This window comes from Tistrella mobilis, from assembly GCF_039634785.1.
Classification (GTDB): Bacteria; Pseudomonadota; Alphaproteobacteria; order Tistrellales; family Tistrellaceae; genus Tistrella; species Tistrella mobilis.
The window spans coordinates 140251-157297 of the sequence record NZ_JBBIAB010000007.1 but is presented as its reverse complement, the minus strand read 5'-3'; the positions used below and the strand labels follow the sequence as shown (position 1 = coordinate 157297).

15 protein-coding genes are annotated in these 17047 nt (G+C 67.8%); 11 read left to right on the top strand and 4 right to left on the bottom strand.

Annotation, left to right across the window (positions count from 1 at the left end; genetic code table 11):
- Positions 1-414: 414 nt before the first annotated feature.
- The 9 genes from WI697_RS12260 to pgmG all read left to right on the top strand — a co-directional run bounded on the left by WI697_RS12260 (position 415) and on the right by pgmG (position 10428).
- Positions 415-1641 carry a radical SAM protein gene (locus WI697_RS12260; RefSeq protein ID WP_296715952.1) on the top strand — a complete coding sequence of 409 codons (1227 nt, stop codon included), beginning with the start codon at positions 415-417 and terminating at the stop codon, positions 1639-1641.
- A 40-nt stretch (positions 1642-1681) separates the two neighbouring features.
- On the top strand, positions 1682-2122 hold the full coding sequence (locus tag WI697_RS12255) for a PaaI family thioesterase (protein WP_062770260.1): 441 nt from the start codon (positions 1682-1684) through the stop codon (positions 2120-2122).
- Positions 2123-2216: 94 nt separating this feature from the next.
- Complete coding sequence (locus tag WI697_RS12250; RefSeq protein WP_062770262.1) at positions 2217-2972, top strand: Phenylacetic acid catabolic protein; 756 nt, start codon at positions 2217-2219, stop codon at positions 2970-2972.
- An 859-nt stretch (positions 2973-3831) separates the two neighbouring features.
- A complete protein-coding gene (locus WI697_RS12245; protein WP_014744093.1) occupies positions 3832-4668 on the top strand; it encodes a division plane positioning ATPase MipZ in 837 nt (278 codons plus the stop codon).
- A 93-nt stretch (positions 4669-4761) separates the two neighbouring features.
- A complete protein-coding gene (locus WI697_RS12240) occupies positions 4762-5490 on the top strand; it encodes a VWA domain-containing protein (protein WP_345958652.1) in 729 nt (242 codons plus the stop codon).
- Positions 5491-5506: 16 nt separating this feature from the next.
- Entirely contained in the window at positions 5507-6283 is a 777-nt protein-coding gene (locus WI697_RS12235) for a molecular chaperone DnaJ (RefSeq protein ID WP_345958651.1), read from the top strand.
- A 349-nt stretch (positions 6284-6632) separates the two neighbouring features.
- Positions 6633-7532, top strand: coding sequence for a UTP--glucose-1-phosphate uridylyltransferase GalU (galU, locus tag WI697_RS12230; RefSeq protein ID WP_296715957.1), 900 nt, complete (start codon positions 6633-6635; stop codon positions 7530-7532).
- A gap of 101 nt (positions 7533-7633) precedes the next feature.
- On the top strand, positions 7634-8953 hold the full coding sequence (locus WI697_RS12225; protein WP_062770271.1) for a UDP-glucose dehydrogenase family protein: 1320 nt from the start codon (positions 7634-7636) through the stop codon (positions 8951-8953).
- 65 nt (positions 8954-9018) lie between these two features.
- A complete protein-coding gene (gene pgmG, locus WI697_RS12220; RefSeq protein WP_345958650.1) occupies positions 9019-10428 on the top strand; it encodes a phosphoglucomutase/phosphomannomutase PgmG in 1410 nt (469 codons plus the stop codon).
- 106 nt (positions 10429-10534) lie between these two features.
- Here the strand turns inward: pgmG and WI697_RS12215 are convergent, their stop codons facing one another.
- Positions 10535-11215 (bottom strand): TerC family protein, encoded by a 681-nt coding sequence (locus tag WI697_RS12215; RefSeq protein ID WP_345958649.1) that lies wholly within the window; start codon positions 11213-11215, stop codon positions 10535-10537.
- A 300-nt stretch (positions 11216-11515) separates the two neighbouring features.
- On the opposite strand from WI697_RS12215, the gene WI697_RS12210 reads away from it, so the two are divergent.
- Positions 11516-12940: a methyl-accepting chemotaxis protein gene (locus WI697_RS12210; protein WP_345958648.1), complete on the top strand. Its 1425-nt coding sequence runs from the start codon at positions 11516-11518 to the stop codon at positions 12938-12940.
- Here WI697_RS12210 and WI697_RS12205 read toward each other — a convergent pair whose 3' ends face one another.
- The 3 genes from WI697_RS12205 to WI697_RS12195 all read right to left on the bottom strand — a co-directional run bounded on the left by WI697_RS12205 (position 12941) and on the right by WI697_RS12195 (position 15908).
- Positions 12941-13960 (bottom strand): PfkB family carbohydrate kinase, encoded by a 1020-nt coding sequence (locus WI697_RS12205; protein ID WP_345958647.1) that lies wholly within the window; start codon positions 13958-13960, stop codon positions 12941-12943.
- 33 nt (positions 13961-13993) lie between these two features.
- The gene (locus WI697_RS12200; protein ID WP_345958646.1) at positions 13994-14149 is read right to left on the bottom strand and encodes a hypothetical protein; all 156 of its coding nucleotides are present in this window, start codon (positions 14147-14149) and stop codon (positions 13994-13996) included.
- A 184-nt stretch (positions 14150-14333) separates the two neighbouring features.
- Entirely contained in the window at positions 14334-15908 is a 1575-nt protein-coding gene (locus WI697_RS12195; protein WP_345958645.1) for a D-alanyl-D-alanine carboxypeptidase, read from the bottom strand.
- A 391-nt stretch (positions 15909-16299) separates the two neighbouring features.
- On the opposite strand from WI697_RS12195, the gene WI697_RS12190 reads away from it, so the two are divergent.
- A complete protein-coding gene (locus WI697_RS12190; RefSeq protein ID WP_345958644.1) occupies positions 16300-17043 on the top strand; it encodes a hypothetical protein in 744 nt (247 codons plus the stop codon).
- Positions 17044-17047: the final 4 nt, after the last annotated feature.

Here is a 17047-nt window from a genome sequence, read left to right as displayed (position 1 = left end):
TTCATAGGCATGTAGAAAGTCCATGTCGTGGACTGTCGGACGAGGCCCGCCCCAGCATGCGGCGCCTCGTCTTTTTTATATGAAAAACAAAGGGTTGCAGAATATTTCCCGCGCTGGATTTCCAGAATGGCTGGGTTGCGCGATGCGAAACGACGTGGCCTGTGCGTGGATACAACTCCCCTTCTGCGTTCATGATGCGAAATCCGATCGCTTTTTGTGTTGAGAATACATCCTGGAAGTTGCTCTAATACACGCCAGGGATGTAGACGCCCTCAATGAAAGCGACAGCGGGCCGATACCGGACCCAACCCGCGCGGGGCCACCCGACCCTTTTTGATCGGGGCGACATGAACCGCTGCATCGGTACGGCCGGCACGGCCATTGCCGGCGACGGCGGAGATAAGGGGGACGACGATGAAATCCGAGCTGCGAAAGGCCCGGTCGCGTGAGCGTGTGGCGCGCGTCCAGGCACTGACGGCGGACGACCCCGTCCTCGGGGCCCGCCTCAACCGCATCCTGACCCATGCCCGGAACGTCAGGGTCACCGAATACCATCTGACCAATGCCTGCAATATCCGCTGCAAGGGCTGCTGGTTCTTCGAATACGGCCACGACACCGCGACCCGCGAGGTCAAGGATCTGGCGACGCTGGAGAGTTTCCTCATCGATGAGACGAAGCGTCGGCGGGTGAACGCCGCGCTGGTCATCGGCGGTGAGCCGACGCTGTTCCCGGATCGTCTGCGGCTGTTCGTGAAGCACCTGCGCTATGTGACGGTCTCGTCGAACGGTCTCAGGCGTCTGCCCTGGGACGGGTTCGAAGACGTGAACGTGATGCTGACCCTGTTCGGCGGCGGCAAGCTCGACGACGAGCTGCGCGCGATCAAGCCGAGCGGCCGGCAGTTCACCGGGCTGTTCGAGACGGTGCTCGAGAACTACCACCAGGATCCGCGGGCGAACTTCGTCTATGCGCTGACCGAGGACGGCATCGAATACATCGAGGAGACCGTCCGGCGCATCGCGGCGAACGGCAACCGTCTGTCGTTCAACTTCTACAGCAAATACGGCACCGACGATCCCACTGCCCAGGCCCATCAGGATGCCCTGCTGGCCGAGGCGCTGAGGGTCAAGGCGCTCTATCCGGATGTGGTGCTGAGCCATCCCTACTACATCGAGGCGATGATCACCGGCCGGACCCATTGGGGCGCCGATTTCGGTTACGACGTCTGCCCGTCGATCAGCATCGATCATCCGGATCACGCCGAACGGCTGGAGAACGGCAACCCGGTGCTGCCCTTCTTCAACACCTGGGCGGCGGACCTGAAGACGGTGAAGTTCTGCTGCACCTCGGGCCATTGCGACGGCTGCCGCGACAGCCAGGCGGTGAATTCCTGGCTGATGGTCAGCATGGACCGCTTCCTGGACAGCCGCGAGATGCTGGAGACCTGGATCGGCATTGCCGAGGGCTACTGGAATCAGTTCATCTGGACGCCCTTCAACCCCTATGCCGCCGCCCATCAGGCGATGAAGGCGGAGCGGGCCGGGCCGATGGAAGAGGTCGAGGACAACGGTGATGTGCCGGCGCGTGTGCCGCATGCACCGGCGGTCCCCGTCTCCGCTCAGTTCCAGGGTGTCGGACACTGATCGCCATCCTGCGGGACGCATCTTGCAGGGAGGGGAGGGTATGACGGCTGCAGATCTGGCCACGGGTCCGGAGGGGGGAACCCTGGATGCCGTGCTCGGCCGCCTGAACGCGCTCGATGTGCTGGTCCATTCCGGCATCCGTGTGACCGCAGGCCCCGATGGGGCAGTGGTCGCGCGGGTGGCGGATCCGGGCCCCGAGCATGTCGAGCAGGGGGCGGCGGGGGCGGTGATCAACGTGGTCATGATCATGGGGCTGGCCGATTGCGCCCTGGCCGTGCCCGCCATTCTGGCGGCCGGCGGGGCGCGATGCGCCACGCTCGAAAGCGCCATCAAGCTGGCGGAACCACTCAGACCCGGCCCTTTCGAGGGGCGGGGACGGGTGGTCGGCCGGCAGGGCGACCTGTTCACGGTCGAGGTGACGGTCGTCGATGATCAGGGCCGGATCGGTGCGACCGCCACAGGGCTGGTCGCCCGGATCTGATCCAACGAGCCGGCGGCCATGCACCGCCAGCCAATCGGCCTCAGGGGGATACTGTGGCCATGTTTTCAATCACAGGTAAATCCGGAGACAGGACATGAACGAGTCCGTTGCGAGCGCCGCCGAAGCCCCCCTGGTCGTCGAGGGGCCCGAGCAGTTCTACAAGATGCCCAAGGAATACCAGGATCTGGTCATCCATCAGCTCCGCGCCCATACCGAGGGCGAGCTGACCGGCGCCGACGACTACACCCAGCTGCTCTATCCGATGGCGCCGGATCCGTATGAGCGCAAGATGTGCTGCGAGCGCGCCGCCGAAGAGGTCGACCACTTCATCCGCGGTGCCGAGGTGCTCAAGGATCTGGGCATCGACGTCTACTACATGATGGATCAGCACTTCCAGGAGCGGCAGCACTATCGCACCGATGCGGTGCGCAAGATCGACAACTGGGTGCAGCGTGGCCTGTTCTCGATGATCGGCGAGGGCGCCGTGCTCGCGATGATCGAGGAAATGGCCCAGTCCTCGTACAAGCCGATCGCCGACATGTGCGTCTCGATCGTCATGGACGAGTACAACCACGTCGCCCAGGGCCGCCGCATCGTGAAGCAGTTCTGTGCCACGCCCGAAGGTCGCGCCCTGGTGCAGGCCGAACTGGAGGGTGTGTGGTGGTCGACCATGCTCGACCTCTTCGGCCGCTCCGAGAGCGAGCGCTCGAAGCTCTACGTGAAGTGGGGCCTGCGCAAGTACACCAACGAGGAAGCCCGCCAGCGCTACTGCGCCCATATCGTGCCGCAGCTGCGTGAACTGGGCCTCGACGTGCCGGACGACTGGACCCGGGGCCGCAAGTTCCTCTGATCCGTCCGTCTGCATCGGAAGGGGCGTCGCCTGCGAGGGCGGCGCCCCTTCGCTTTTGCGAGGGTGCATTGCACAATGAATGGGCGCTGCGTCCCCGGATACGGGGATGCCGCCTTAAAAATGTGCAGAAACCCGGCCGACAGCTGAGCGAGGGGCGGCATGTGGCCTCCAAACCCCTGTGATTCCGCGGCTTGGGAGGTTTGGCACGGGCATTGCTAATAATCCTGTGGACGCAGGTGACGGGGCGGGGAGCGCCCCGGTCGGATCCTGGTGATGCACAGCGCGTCATCAGTATTCGATGTGTCGCCTGCTGGTCTTATGAAGACGAACTGGTATCGAAACCAAGAGGGCGAAAAAAAGATTTGACCGACGGAAGTAAAGTTGGTCTAATCACCTCGAAGGGACGGCTTCACGAGACTGAATGTCCTTCCGAAAGGCAGGACTGGCCGGGTTGAGGGCACGGACGGAGTGCTTGAAGCGGGGGTGAGTGCTTTCCGCTCGACCCTCAACCCGGATCGCCTCTCGAAGTTTTGGTGCCTCTTCATCCATCTTCTGCTTAGGCTCTTCGGTTACCTCTCCACACTGTCGACTTTACGGCCGGCCGGATCTCAGGATCCGCCGGCCGTTTCTTTTTCCGGCGTCCTTCACCGTCGGTTCCGGGCGCCGGGGTGGGCATATTCCTCTGTCCCGCCAGGGATTTTCCTGAGGCCCCCGGGCAACGGGTGCTTGACCCGCTGTCTCACCCGGCTATCGTGCGGCGGCCTCTTCTGGGGCGGGGCGTTTCAGGTCATGATGACGTCCGGACGGGGCGGAGGCGGCCGGAAGGACCGGGTTCGCGCGGGCTGAGGGGAAGCGAGGCATGGGCGGTCAGATCCCTGCGCATATCATCGTGCTGGGCAACGAGAAGGGTGGCTCGGGCAAGTCGACCACGGCGATGCATCTGGCGGTGGGGCTGATGAAGCTTGGCCAGAAGGTCGGCGTGATCGATATCGACAGCCGTCAGCGCACCATCAGCCGCTATATCGAGAACCGTGCCGCCTTTGCCCGCGAACAGCAGGCCTGGATGCCGGTGCCGGAAAGCGCGGTCATCCCGCGCTCCGACAAGCCGAGCCGGGCGGAGATGGAGGCGGATGAGCGCGAGGCCTTCGTGGGCGCGCTTGCACGGCTTGCCCGCGACAACGACGTCGTCATCATCGACAGCCCCGGCAGTGACCATTTTCTCGCCCGCCTGGCCCATTCCTTCGCCGACACGCTGATCACCCCGATCAACGACAGCTTCATCGATCTGGACGTGCTGGCCCGCGTCGATCCCGAGACGCTGAAGGTGCTGGGCCCCAGCGTCTATGCCGAGATGGTCTGGAACGAGAAGAAGACCCGGGCGATCCGTGATCGCGGCACCATCGACTGGGTGGTGATGCGCAACCGCCTGTCGTCGACCGAAAGCCGCAACAAGCGCGATATGAGCCGGGTGGTGGAGCAGCTGTCGCGGCGGGTGGGCTTCCGCGTCGCGCCGGGGTTCGGCGACCGGGTGATCTATCGCGAGCTGTTCCTGCGCGGGCTCACCATGCTCGACCTGCGCGACGTGGATGCGAACATCTCGCTGTCGATGTCGCATATTGCCGCCCGGCACGAGGTGCGCGGCCTGATCGAGGCCCTGCGCCTGCCGATGCTGGACGGCCGCGATCTGATCCTCTGATCGGCCCCCTTTCCACGACGCCGCAAGCCCCCATGTAGGAAACGAGTGTGTGAACATCCGCTTCATGCGCCGTCAGACCTGTGGGAGACCGGCATGACCCGTGACCTTCGCCCCGGCCGACCCGCGCGCCCGCCGGCCAGCTCTGCCGAGGTCGAGGGCTTTCTGGCCGAGGCGCGCCGAAGCGTGCCGGCCCGACCGCCCACCCACGGCGGCGCCGCCGCACGCCTGATCCTGGCGATGGATGCGACCCAGAGCCGGCAGCCCGGCTGGGATCTTGCCCAGGGGCTGCAGGGGGAGATGTTCCGCGTGGCCGGCGATGGCGGGCTTGCGGTCCAGCTGGTCTATTACCGCGGGTTCGATGAATGCCGTGCCAGCCGCTGGGCCGGCGATGCCCTGGCCCTGGCGCGCGTGATGTCGCGGATCGACTGCCGGGCCGGGCGAACCCAGCTGGCCCGCGTCCTGTCCCATGCCGTGGCCGAGGCGCGGGCCGCCCCGGTCCACGGGCTGATCTTCGTCGGCGATGCGCTGGAGGAACCGGTGGCGCCGCTGGAGGCGGGGGCGGCGGATCTGGCCATGCTGGGGGTGCGGGCCTTCATGTTTCAGGAAGGGGCCCATCCCGAGGTTGCCGCCGCCTTCGGGCGGATCGCCCGGATCACCGGCGGGGCCCTGCTGCCCTTCGATCCCGCCGCCCCCGACCGGCTGCGGGCCCTGCTGGGTGCCGTCGCTGCGGTCGCAACCCGGGGGCCGGCGGCCCTGGAGCGGCCGGGCCGGGCCGATCCCAAGGCGCTCAGCCTGCTGATCGGGCGCATGGGCGAGAGGTGAGCGTTATGGGGGTGAGGTGGTGATCTGGGCCCTGCTTGCCGGTTTCGTCAGCCTGATTGCCGTGCTGACCCTGGGCGGACGCCTGGGGCGGGTGGATCGGGCGGTGCTGAAACGCATCGGCCTGTGGGGGCTGGTGGTGCTGGCGGCGGTGGCTGCCATTCTGCTTGCGGTGACCGGCAAATGGCCGGCCGTTGCCGCCGTGGCGGCGGCGGCCCTGCCGGTGGTGATGCGGCTGGCGCGCACCGCCCTTGGGCTTGTGCCGGTCTGGCACCTGTTTCGCCGGGCCCGGCCCCAGGGTGGGGCGGGGCTCGGGACGGCCGGCACGGCCCGCAGCCGCCCGCGCACGATCGAGACCCGCAGCCTGCGCATGACGCTGGACACAGATACCGGCGCCATGTCGGGCGTGGTCCTGGACGGGCCGGAGCGCGGGCAGGGCCTTGAGGAGCTGAGCGTCGAGACGCTGATCGCGCTGCTGCGGCGGTTGCGGGTGGAGGATCCGGACGGCGCCCGCCTGCTGGAAAACTGGGGGGAGCGGACCTATGGGCCGGGCTGGTCCGACCCGTCTGCGGGCAGCGGCGGTGCCGGAACAGATCCCGCCGGTGCGGACGAGATGTCCGAGGCCGAGGCGCGCGCCATCCTGGGGGTGGAAGCCGGTGCCGGGGCCGCCGAGATCACCGCCGCGTGGCGGCGGATGATGGCCCGGGTGCACCCGGATCATGGGGGCAGTGCAGCTCTTGCGGCGCGGGTAAATGCCGCCCGCGATCGCCTTCTGGGCGCCCGTTCGCGCGCGTGATCCGAATGCGGTCGCCCCTTCGGTCAAAGGGGTCCGATTTGCGTCTGCGGCCGTTCAAGGCTATAAGTTGTGCCGTTCGTCGGTCAGACATGTGACCATCGATGCCATGAGACCGCCTCTGGTGACAAATTGGGGGCAGGTCAAAATAGGCGTCGCATCGTGTTCTGTTGCGATGCAATATATGTAGGGTCGATCGGCGGATCGACGGCACGCCTGCCCGAGGCGAGGAAGTGCCGTGCATCCGCTGCGGACCATGTGGGCAGCATGGGCCGCGATATCGAATGACACGTGACCGGTCGGACGATCGTTCCGAAGAACGCCTCAAGAATTCGATCCAGCGATTAGGTCCATGAGCAACACCAAGCCCGTTCGCAAAGCCGTCTTCCCCGTCGGTGGCCTGGGCACGCGTTTCCTTCCCGCCACCAAGGCCATGCCCAAGGAAATGCTGCCGGTCGTCGACAAGCCGCTGATCCAGTACGCCGTGGAAGAGGCGCGTGCCGCCGGCATCGAAGAGCTGATCTTCGTTACCGGCCGGAACAAGACCGCCATCGAAGACCATTTCGACCAGTCGTTCGAACTGGAATGGACGCTGCAGGAGCGCGGCAAGCACGACCAGCTGACCCAGCTGCGCCGCTGGCTGCCGAAGGCCGGCAACGTGTCCTACACCCGTCAGCAGGAGCCGATGGGCCTGGGCCATGCCGTGTGGTGTGCCCGGCATCTGGTCGGTAACGAGCCCTTCGCCGTGCTGCTGGCCGACGACCTGGTCCTTGCCGACCGCCCGTGCCTCAGCCAGATGGTCGAGGTCTACGAGCAGAAGGGTGGCAATGTCGTGGCCGCTATGGATGTCGCCCCTGAGCACACCTCGCGCTACGGCATCATCGACATCGCTGAGGACGACGGCCGTCTGGTCACCGCCCGCGGCATGGTCGAGAAGCCGAAATCCGACGAGGCGCCCTCGCGCACCGCAGTGATCGGCCGCTACATCCTGCAGCCCGAAATCTTCGATCATCTGGGCCGCCACGAGCGCGGTTCGGGCGGCGAGATCCAGCTGACCGACGCGATCCGCGCCATGGTCGAAAGCCACCCCTTCCATGCGGTGCGCTTCGATGGCGAGCGCTTCGATTGCGGCGACAAGGCCGGCTTCATCCAGGCGAATATCGCCTTCTCGCTGGCCCGCGTCGATCTGCGCGACCAGGTGAAGGACTTCCTGGCCGAGCGCCTTTCGACCTACCGCGACGCCGCCCAGTAAGGCTATAGTTCGGCGCGCAGTGCCCGCGATCCTGTCCTTCAAGGGGCAGGATCGGGGGCTTTGCGCGCCGTTCGCGCTCACTGGCAAAGGAATTGGCTTCCATGCGCGTCGCGATGATCGGCACGGGCTATGTCGGCCTTGTGTCGGGCACCTGCTTCTCCGAATTCGGCCATTCGGTCGTCTGTGTCGACAATGACCGGTCGAAGATCGAGCGGCTGCTCGGCGGCGAGATCCCGATTTACGAGCCCGGCCTCGACGATCTGGTCGCCCGCAATGTGCGCTCGGGCCATCTGGGTTTCACCACCGATCTGGCCCAGGCCGTGCGCGATGCCGAGGTGGTGTTCATCGCGGTCGGCACGCCCAGCCGCCGCGGCGACGGCCATGCCGACCTCAGCTATGTCTTCGAGGCCGTGCGCCAGGTGGCGATGGCCGCCGACGGCTACCGGCTGGTGGTCACCAAGTCCACCGTGCCGGTCGGCACCGGTGCCAAGGTGAAGGCGCTTCTGGCCGAAACCCGCCCGGATCTTCCCTTCGACGTCGCCTCGAACCCCGAATTCCTGCGGGAAGGCTCGGCGATCGAAGACTTCATGCGCCCCGATCGCGTGGTGGTCGGCACCGAAACCGCGCGGGCGCGCGAGTTGATGACCGAACTCTACCGGCCGCTCTTCCTGATGGAGACGCCGATCGTCCACACGACGATCGAGAGCGCCGAGCTGATCAAATATGCCGCCAACGCCTTCCTCGCCACCAAGATCACCTTCATCAACGAAGTGGCGGATCTGTGCGAGAAGGTGGGCGCGAATGTGCAGGACATCGCCCGCGGCATCGGCCTGGACGGCCGCATCGGTCGCAAATTCCTGCATGCCGGCCCGGGCTTCGGCGGATCCTGCTTCCCCAAGGACACCCGCGCCCTGGTCTCGTCGGCCCAGGAATACAACGCGCCTCTCTCGCTGGTGGAGCAGGTCGTGGCGTCGAACGAGGCCCGCAAGCGCCGCATGGCCGACCGGGTGATCGCTGCCGCCGGCGGCAGCCTTGCCGGCAAGACCGTGGGCGTGCTGGGCCTGACCTTCAAGCCCAACACCGACGACATGCGCGAGGCACCGAGCCTGGACATCGTGCCGGCGCTGATCCGCGCCGGCGCCACCGTCCGGGCCTATGATCCCGAAGGCATGGCCGAGGCGCGCCGCCTGCTGGACCGTGTGGTCTGGGCCGAGGATGCCTATGATGCCGTCACCGGCGCCGATGTCGCGGTGCTCGTCACCGAGTGGAACCAGTTCCGGGCGCTCGACCTCGATCGGGTGAAGGCGGCGATGAAGACCCCGGTCATGGTCGATCTGCGCAATGTCTACAAGCCGGAAGAGATGGCCGCCCGCGGCTTCGCCTACAGCTCGATCGGCCGCCCGGCCGCAGGACTTGGCTGAACCGGTGGCCGCTGCCATTCTCTACCCCCGAGCCGTTCTTCAAAACCGACCCTGAGAGGCCGTTCGTGACCAAGCTCGTCCACCGCTTCCATCCGACCGTGCTGCGCGAATACGACATCCGCGGCATCATCGGCGAGACCCTGGGGACCGAGGACGCCTATGCCATCGGGCGGGTCTTCGCCTATATGCTGAAGGCCCGCGGCGGCGCGTCCGCCGCCGTCGGTCGCGATGGCCGGGTGAGCTCGCCCGATCTGGAAGCGGCGCTGGTGCGCGGGCTGACCGAAGGCGGCGTCGATGTGATCCGCGTGGGCCTTGGTCCCACCCCGATGCTCTATTACGCCGCCCAGACCCGCGGCGTGGATGGCGGCATCATGGTCACCGGCTCGCACAACCCGCCGGACCAGAACGGCTTCAAGATGGTCATGCTCGGCAAACCCTTCTTCGGCGAGGACATCCGCGAGATGGGCCGCATCGCCGCCGAAGGCGAGCTTCTGCCGGCACCGGCGACGGGGGCCGACAACGACGCGCCCGACGTGCTGTCGGCCTATGTCGCCCGGCTGACCGAGGGGCTGTTCAAGACGGTCGCCCGCGAACCCGTGGTGGTCTGGGATGCCGGCAATGGTGCGGCGGGTGAGGCGCTGACCATGGTGGCGCGCAACCTTCCCGGCCGCCATGTGCTGCTCTATGCCGATATCGACGGCACCTTCCCCAACCATCACCCCGACCCGACCGAGCCGCACACCCTGGTCGACCTGATCGCCAAGGTGGCCGAGGAAGGTGCGGATCTGGGCATCGCCTTCGACGGCGACGGCGACCGCATCGGTGTGGTCGACGGCAAGGGGCGGATCCTCTGGGGTGATCAGCTGCTGATGATTCTGGCCCGCCCGATCATCGACCGCATCCCCGGCGCCACCATCATCGCCGACGTGAAGGCAAGCCAGGCGCTGTTCGACGAGATCGCCCGCCTGGGCGGCACGCCGGTGATGTGGAAGACCGGCCATTCGCTGATCAAGACCAAGATGAAGGAGACGGCAAGCCCGCTCGCCGGCGAGATGAGCGGTCATGTCTTCTTCGCCGACGGCTATTACGGCTATGACGACGCGCTCTATGCCGCCGTCCGCCTGCTGGACCAGCTGGCGACCACGGGTGAGAGCATCACCGCCATCCGCGACGGCCTGCCCGACATGGTCAACACGCCCGAGATCCGCATCCCCTGCGCCGACGACCGCAAGTTCCAGGTGGTCGCCGATATTGCAGCGACGCTGGCGGCCGAGGGCGCCCAGGTCGACCGGACCGACGGCGTGCGGGTGAAGGTCGATGGCGGCTGGTGGCTGCTGCGCGCCTCCAATACCCAGGCGGTGCTGGTGGCCCGTGCAGAGGCGGCCGATGACGCCCGGCTGGCGGCGCTGAAGGGCGAACTGGCCCGGGTGCTGACGGCGGCCGGCGTCGAGGTGCCGGCGGCCCTCGCAGTCTGATCCGCCTGCCGCCTTCCTGTATGGCCTGCCGCCTTCCTGTATGAAAAGGGCCGCTCCCGGTTGGGGGCGGCCCTTTTCTTTGCGTCGGCGGCAGGGAGGGCGGCGGTCAGAAGCCGGCGCCGGCCGCGTGCATGACCTCGTTGCTGCCGCGCCAGATCATGTCGAGCGCCACATAGCTGATGATGGCCAGGCCGACATAGGCCAGCCAGTGATGGCGTTCCAGCAGCTTGGCCACATAGTTCGCCGCCAGGCCCATCAGCGCGATCGACAGCACCAGACCGATGATCAGCACCTCCATGTGATGACGCGCGGCGCCGGCCACCGCCAGCACGTTGTCGAGCGACATCGACACGTCGGCGATGATGATGGCGGTCAGCGCCTGACGCATGGTCTTGGGCGCCGCCGCCTTTTCTTCAGGCAGTTCGTCGACGCCGTCGGCAGGTGCGGTGCCCGGTGCGGATGCCGCGGCCGCCGCCTCGGCGGCTGCGGCCTTGCGGGCCTGGCGCAGTTCCTGCCACATCTTCCAGGCGACCCAGAGCAGCAGAATGCCGCCGGCCAGCGTCAGGCCGATGATTTCGAGCAGTTCGACGGTCACGGCGGCGAAGGTGATGCGCAGAACCGTGGCCGCCAGGATGCCGTAGATGATCGCCTTGCGGCGAAGGGTTGCCGGCAGGCCGGCTGCGGCCATGCCGATGATCACCGCATTGTCGCCCGACATCACGACGTCGATCATGATGACGGTCAGAAGCGCGCCGAGGCCGTCGGCGGAGACGAGGAATTCGGGCAAGATCCCAACCTTCGTGCAGCGGCCCGGATGATGAGAGGGGGGAGGGGCCGCGGGAGACGGGCGTCCCTCGGGTGCAGGGGGCGCGCCCCTTGTTCTATGCCTGCCCAACCGCCTTCACAAGCCCCGCCCCGCAGCCCGGCGCCCGGCCCGGCCCCTCTGTCACCCCCGACCTTGGTCCCTGGGGCTTCGTCATCGGGAGTGGCAGACTGGCACGAACGGTATAGTTGCGACATCATGGCGGAAAGAATGCGTGCAAAGCGCATCAAGCCGTATGGGGGCGCCGAATCCTGGGGAGGATAGATGACCGCAATGACCATGAAGGATCACTCTGCCCATGGTGACGGCCTGTCGATGAGCGATACGATCGCCCGGCTGGCCGACCGGGCCGGAGGGCTGGGGGTGCGGATTGCCGACATCGTCGGCAAGGTGGACGAGGTTGCCCGCGCCCTGCGTGGCCAGTCTGACGGTCTGGGCGGGCTGACCGGCCTGGTCGACCGCATGGCCGAAGACAACCGGGCGATCGATCAGGCGGCCCGGACCGCCGACGAGCGGGCGGCGGAGGCGGCCCGACAGGCCGCGAGCTCTCGCGCCGAAGCGGCACAGACGCTGGACGAGATCCGTGAACTGACCGGCAGCGTGGCCGATATCGCCCGCCGGCTGGATGTGCTTGCCCAGGCGCTGGACCGGGTGGGCAAGGTCTCGAGCCAGATCGACGGCATCGCCAAACAGACCAACCTGCTTGCGCTCAATGCCACGATCGAGGCGGCGCGGGCGGGAGAGGCCGGCCGGGGCTTCGCCGTCGTGGCCGGAGAGGTCAAAAGCCTTGCCCGGTCCACACAGGAAGCCACCGCCCAGATCTCCCAGACCCTGGGCGAGCTGGGCCTGGAGGTGCGGGCCCTGGTCGATGCCAGCGGCCGGACACTGGGTAAGGCGGAGCATGTGCGCGAGGGCACCGGGCGGATCGGCGGCGTCATCGACGGGCTGGCCGATGCGGTGGGCATGATCGGCGGCGAGGTCGGACGCATTGCCGGCCAGGCCGCGTCCAACACCACGGTCTGCAACCAGGTCAGCGCCGAAATGCGGGAGCTGAACACCGGCGTCGCCCAGTCGCGTACCCGCCTCGACGAGGCGGATGCGCGCCTGGTGGAACTGCTCGATCTGTCCGAGAACCTGATCGAGCTGACGGCCGGGGCCGGGGCGGAGACGGTCGACACGCCGTTCATCGCGGCCGCAACCCGGGCGGCCGCACAGGCGGCGGAAGCCTTCGAGGCGGCGCTTGCGGCCGGGCGGATCGACATGTCCGGCCTGTTCGACGAAAGCTATCGGCCGATCCAGGGATCGGATCCGGTGCAGTACACCACCCGCTTCACCGAGCTGTGCGACCGGGTTCTGCCCGCGATTCAAGAGCCGGTTCTGACGATCGATCCCGGGATCGTGTTCTGTGCGGCGGTGGACCGCAACGGCTACCTGCCCACCCACAACGCGAAGTTCTCGAAGCCCCAGGGCCGTGATCCGGTCTGGAATGCGGCCAATGCCCGCAATCGTCGCAAGTTCGACGACCGCACGGGGTTGCGCGCCGCACGCAGCACCAAACGCTTTCTGCTGCAGACCTATCGTCGCGACATGGGCGGCGGGCAGTTCGCGCTGATGAAGGATCTGGCGGTGCCGGTCACGGTTCGTGGCCGCCATTGGGGGGCGATCCGCCTGGCCTATCGGGCGGAATGATCAGCTGATCGGGGCGAGGGGGATGCGGCGTGCGGCCGGCAGGGCCGCCGCCGCCCTGCGGATCGCTGCGGCATCGGGGGTGGCGGCGCGCGCGCCCAGGGCGGCACAGGCGAGCCCGCCGGCTGCCACCCCTTCGGCCAGGGCCCGGGCTGCCTCCGCGCCACGGGCCAGGGCGGCGGCATAGGCGCCGACGAAGGCATCGCCGGCCCCGGTGCTGTCCACAACGGGAACCGGGGCCGATGGCTGGCGGATCAGGCCGGCGGCGTCTGCGACCAGCGCACCGGCAGCCCCCAGCGTCATCACCACCAGCTGATCCGGCCGCAGCCCGGCGGCGCTGCGGCCGGACCGGATGGCGGCGGCCAGGGTCGTATCGGGCGCGTCGGGATCGAGCGTCGCACCGGCGAAGGCCGCCCATTCGGTTTCGTTGACCACCAGATGGGTTATCGGTGCCAGCGGCAGTTCATCTGCCCCACGGGCCGGGGCGGCATTGTGGACGACCACGGCCCCCGATGCCGCTGCCCGGGCGTGCAGACGGCCGATGCCGGCCGCGGGCGTTTCGTTCTGGGTGACCAGCACGGCGTTTGTGAGCAGCGCATCGGCCACCGCCGTATCGTTCAGATCGTCATTGGCACCGGGGGATACGATGATCTGGTTGTCGGTGCGATCATCCCCCGCCCGGCGCGGCCCGACGGCGACGATTGCGAGGCCGGTGGGGCGATGCGTGCGGATCACGCTGGACATGTCGCAACCGGCGGCGGCAAGGCCGCCCAGGGCGATATCTGCCGCTGCATCGTCGCCGACCGCGGCAATCAGAGAGACGCGGGCACCGGCACGGGCGGCGGCGAAGGCCTGGTTGCCGCCCTTGCCGCCCGGCAGATGCAGCGGGTCGCGGGCGGCGACCGTCTCTCCCGCCGTCGGCAGATGCCGGCAGGCGAGCACCAGATCCTGATTGACCGAGCCGAAGACCAGCACGCGCCCATCCGGTTCGGGGGCTCTCGGCGTCGCGGAGGGGGTGTTCATGGTCGGGGGGCCCCGCAGGTCAGTGATCGGATGTCAGCGTCGGGGCTGGTACCACATGGTGAAGGCGAAGAGCACGGTCATGATCGCCACCACCACCACGACCGACAGCCAGTCGACCGCGCCCACCGAAAGCCCGAGCAACAGGATGCCGAGCAGCACCGGGGCCATGACGATCAGATAGGTTTTCATGCGGGTGTGCATCCTGTCGGCCGGCGCCCCGGGGAACCGGTTGGCGTGAAGGGAGGGTCAAGGGTGGCGTCGGCCGCAGCGCCGGTCAAGGGGCGGGAGCCACCCCTTGACCGGCCGGGCATGCTCCACAAAAAAGGCGCCCGGCCGGAAGCCGGGCGCCTTTTGATATCGCGATGCAGACGGATCAGCCGGCCGCGGACAGCGCCGTGATCGGCGGCACCAGGATGCAGGCGATGCCGCGCTTGTCGAGCAGGGCGCAGGCCTGGCGGGCCGGACGCTCGCCCTCGAAACCCATCATGCGGGCGCGGTAGATATAGCGGCCGCCGATCGCGTGCGGCTCCACCGCGGTCTGGGCACCACCCCGCAGATCGGCCGGCAGCAGATCCTGGGCGCGGGTCACCAGCCCCTGGGCGGCATCGACCCGGCCGAAGGCGCCGAACTGGATGCCCCAGCGGCCCTGGGTGTCGAAGACCCGCGGCTTGGGGGCGATGGCGGCATACTGGGTGTCGCCCTGGGCGACCGGCTGCGGCGCAGGGGCCGCGGCCACGGCCGCAACCGGCGTCGCGGCAACCGGGGCTGCTGCAACCGGGGCTGCCGCCGGAACCTCGAGCGCTGCGGTCTGGACGGTCGCCTGGGGGGCGGCATCGCTGCCGAACTCGGCATCGTCTTCATCGACGGCGGCGATCGCGGCTTCGCCGGTCATCTCGCGCTCGGCCGCCTTCACCTGGGCATCGCTGATCGAGGCGACCTTGACCGAGGCCCCGCCGATCTCGTCGAGGTCACGCTCCAGCTTCGCGATCTGCAGTTCGCCGCGGGCACGGGCCTGGGCGATGGCGCGCTGGCGCTCGGCCGGGCTTTCCGCGGCCAGACGGACGAAGGCCTTGTCCAGAAGTCCCGCCACCGCCTGATCGCGGGTGGCGGCGCTGGAGCCGCCGAAGATCACGCCGATCAGCCGGTGATCGTCGCGCACCGCCGAGACCACGATGTTGAAGCCCGAAGCGCGGGTATAGCCGGTCTTGATCCCGTCGGTGCCGGTGTAAGAGCTGAGCATCCGGTTGTGGTTGCGCAGGGCCTGGCCCTTGTAGCTGTACGACTTGGTCGAGAACATCGCGTATTCCCGCGGGAAGTCGTTCATCAGATGCACGGCCAGCGTCGCCATGTCGCGGGCGGTGGAGAACTGATGCCGGTTGGGCAGGCCGTTGGCGTTCTGGAAGGTGGTCTTGTCCATGCCAAGCTTGCGGGCCTTGGCGGTCATCATCCGCGCGAAAGCGATTTCACTGCCGCCCAGCGCCTCGGCCAGCACCACGGCCGCGTCATTGGCCGATTTGGTGATCAGGCCGTAGATCGCATCCTCGACCCTGATGGTCTGGCCGGCGCGCAGGCCCAGCTTGGTGGGCGCCATGCCGGCGGCACGGGCCGAAACCGGCAGCGCCTGATCCATGGTCAGCCGCTTTGCCTTCAGCGCCTCGAAGGTCATGTACAGCGTCATCATCTTGGTGAGCGACGCCGGGTAGTTGCGCACGTCGGCATTCTTCGCATAGAGCACGCGGCCGGTTTCGGCCTCCACGATCAATGCGGCATAGCCGGCGGCAGCCGTGCGGGCGAAGCCGGTGCCGGCGATCAGCGCCACCAGCAGCACCATCATCAGCCGGACGAGCGTGCGTGCGGGCAGGGCTGCGAACCCGCGGTCGGCGGCGCCAGGCCGGGCGCATCCGTCGGGCAGGGCAATCCGCAGCCGGCTGTTGCGACCGAATGTCATAGCGTCCGTCCCCGTCGTTTTCGCCCGGACCGTGCGTCCCGGCCGGGCTGGAACCATTGATCTCCGCGTCCCGGATCCCGACCTTGTCCCCTGGGGCAGACCGCCCGGCCTCCCGTGGGCCGGCCGGTCTGCACGAAGGCACGACCGCAGGTTTCACGCGAATGGTGGAACATCCGCGCGCAACCCGTCCGCATCCGCCGCATCCGGATCCGTTCCGTTGGCGGAAGGGTGCAATCCGGCATGATGCGGTAGATGAACGGCTGTTAATCCGTGGACTCGCATCCTAGCCATGCCCGGGTGGTTGCGGCAACCTGAAAATTCTTGTTGTGTATGGGCTTAATTCTGTTTCCTCGCCCAGGGTGTAACCGAAGGAGCGCGCATGTCAGGAAAGATGCCCCCGAAGCCCGCCGCCCGCCGCGACTTGCGGCCCCGGCGGTTCGCCTGGTTCGCGGCGGTGGTGGTGGCGCTTGTCACCTCCGGTTGTGCAGCCACCGGGCCCGCGGGCGATCCCATCACCCGCAGCTTCACCTGGTTCGACTATGTCGGCGGCGGCGAACTGGCGCGCAGCTGCATGATCGGGGCGCCCGACCGCTATCGGCTGGTCTATAATGCCGTCTTCTCCGAACAGGTTCGCACCTATGATCTGGTCGTCCTTCGCGACGGCCGGGCCCGCATCTCGGGGTCTGAGCTCACGACCAATGTCTGGCAGCGGGCGGATCTGACGCGGATCCGGGTGCCGCAGCTGGGGGCACCCTGGGCGCCGGTGGAGGCGCGGGTGCGTCTGGATGCCGCACAGACTGCCGCGATCCTGGACCGGTTTGCGGCAGGCGGCGCCTTCGCGCCGGCCCCGGCGGGGGAACGGCTGCATTCGCTGGGCTTCTACTGGACGGTGGCGCGCTGCGTGGACGGCCGGTTCGGTTTCTGGGCGGCCGAATATCCGGACCCGGCGTTCCAGGCTTTTCATCCCCAGATCCTGTTCTCTGTGGACGGCAACCCGGTGCCGCCCCGGGAACCGCGGCCGACGGTGACCAACCCGCCGACGCGGTCGCGGGACGGCGGTATGGTCGATGGGCATTCGCCCTTCACCCTGACCGTGGTGGAAAACGGTCTTGCCGGGGTCGATTACGGCCGCTGACGGC

Coding starts and splice junctions, on each gene's coding strand:
- WI697_RS12260 (WP_296715952.1), top strand. CDS start 415: ATGAAATCCGAGCTGCGAAAGGCCCGGTCGCGTGAGCGTGTGGCGCGC.
- WI697_RS12255 (WP_062770260.1), top strand. CDS start 1,682: ATGACGGCTGCAGATCTGGCCACGGGTCCGGAGGGGGGAACCCTGGAT.
- WI697_RS12250 (WP_062770262.1), top strand. CDS start 2,217: ATGAACGAGTCCGTTGCGAGCGCCGCCGAAGCCCCCCTGGTCGTCGAG.
- WI697_RS12245 (WP_014744093.1), top strand. CDS start 3,832: ATGGGCGGTCAGATCCCTGCGCATATCATCGTGCTGGGCAACGAGAAG.
- WI697_RS12240 (WP_345958652.1), top strand. CDS start 4,762: ATGACCCGTGACCTTCGCCCCGGCCGACCCGCGCGCCCGCCGGCCAGC.
- galU (WP_296715957.1), top strand. CDS start 6,633: ATGAGCAACACCAAGCCCGTTCGCAAAGCCGTCTTCCCCGTCGGTGGC.
- WI697_RS12225 (WP_062770271.1), top strand. CDS start 7,634: ATGCGCGTCGCGATGATCGGCACGGGCTATGTCGGCCTTGTGTCGGGC.
- WI697_RS12210 (WP_345958648.1), top strand. CDS start 11,516: ATGACCGCAATGACCATGAAGGATCACTCTGCCCATGGTGACGGCCTG.
- WI697_RS12205 (WP_345958647.1), bottom strand. CDS start 13,960: ATGAACACCCCCTCCGCGACGCCGAGAGCCCCCGAACCGGATGGGCGC.
- WI697_RS12200 (WP_345958646.1), bottom strand. CDS start 14,149: ATGAAAACCTATCTGATCGTCATGGCCCCGGTGCTGCTCGGCATCCTG.
- WI697_RS12195 (WP_345958645.1), bottom strand. CDS start 15,908: ATGACATTCGGTCGCAACAGCCGGCTGCGGATTGCCCTGCCCGACGGA.
- WI697_RS12190 (WP_345958644.1), top strand. CDS start 16,300: ATGCCCCCGAAGCCCGCCGCCCGCCGCGACTTGCGGCCCCGGCGGTTC.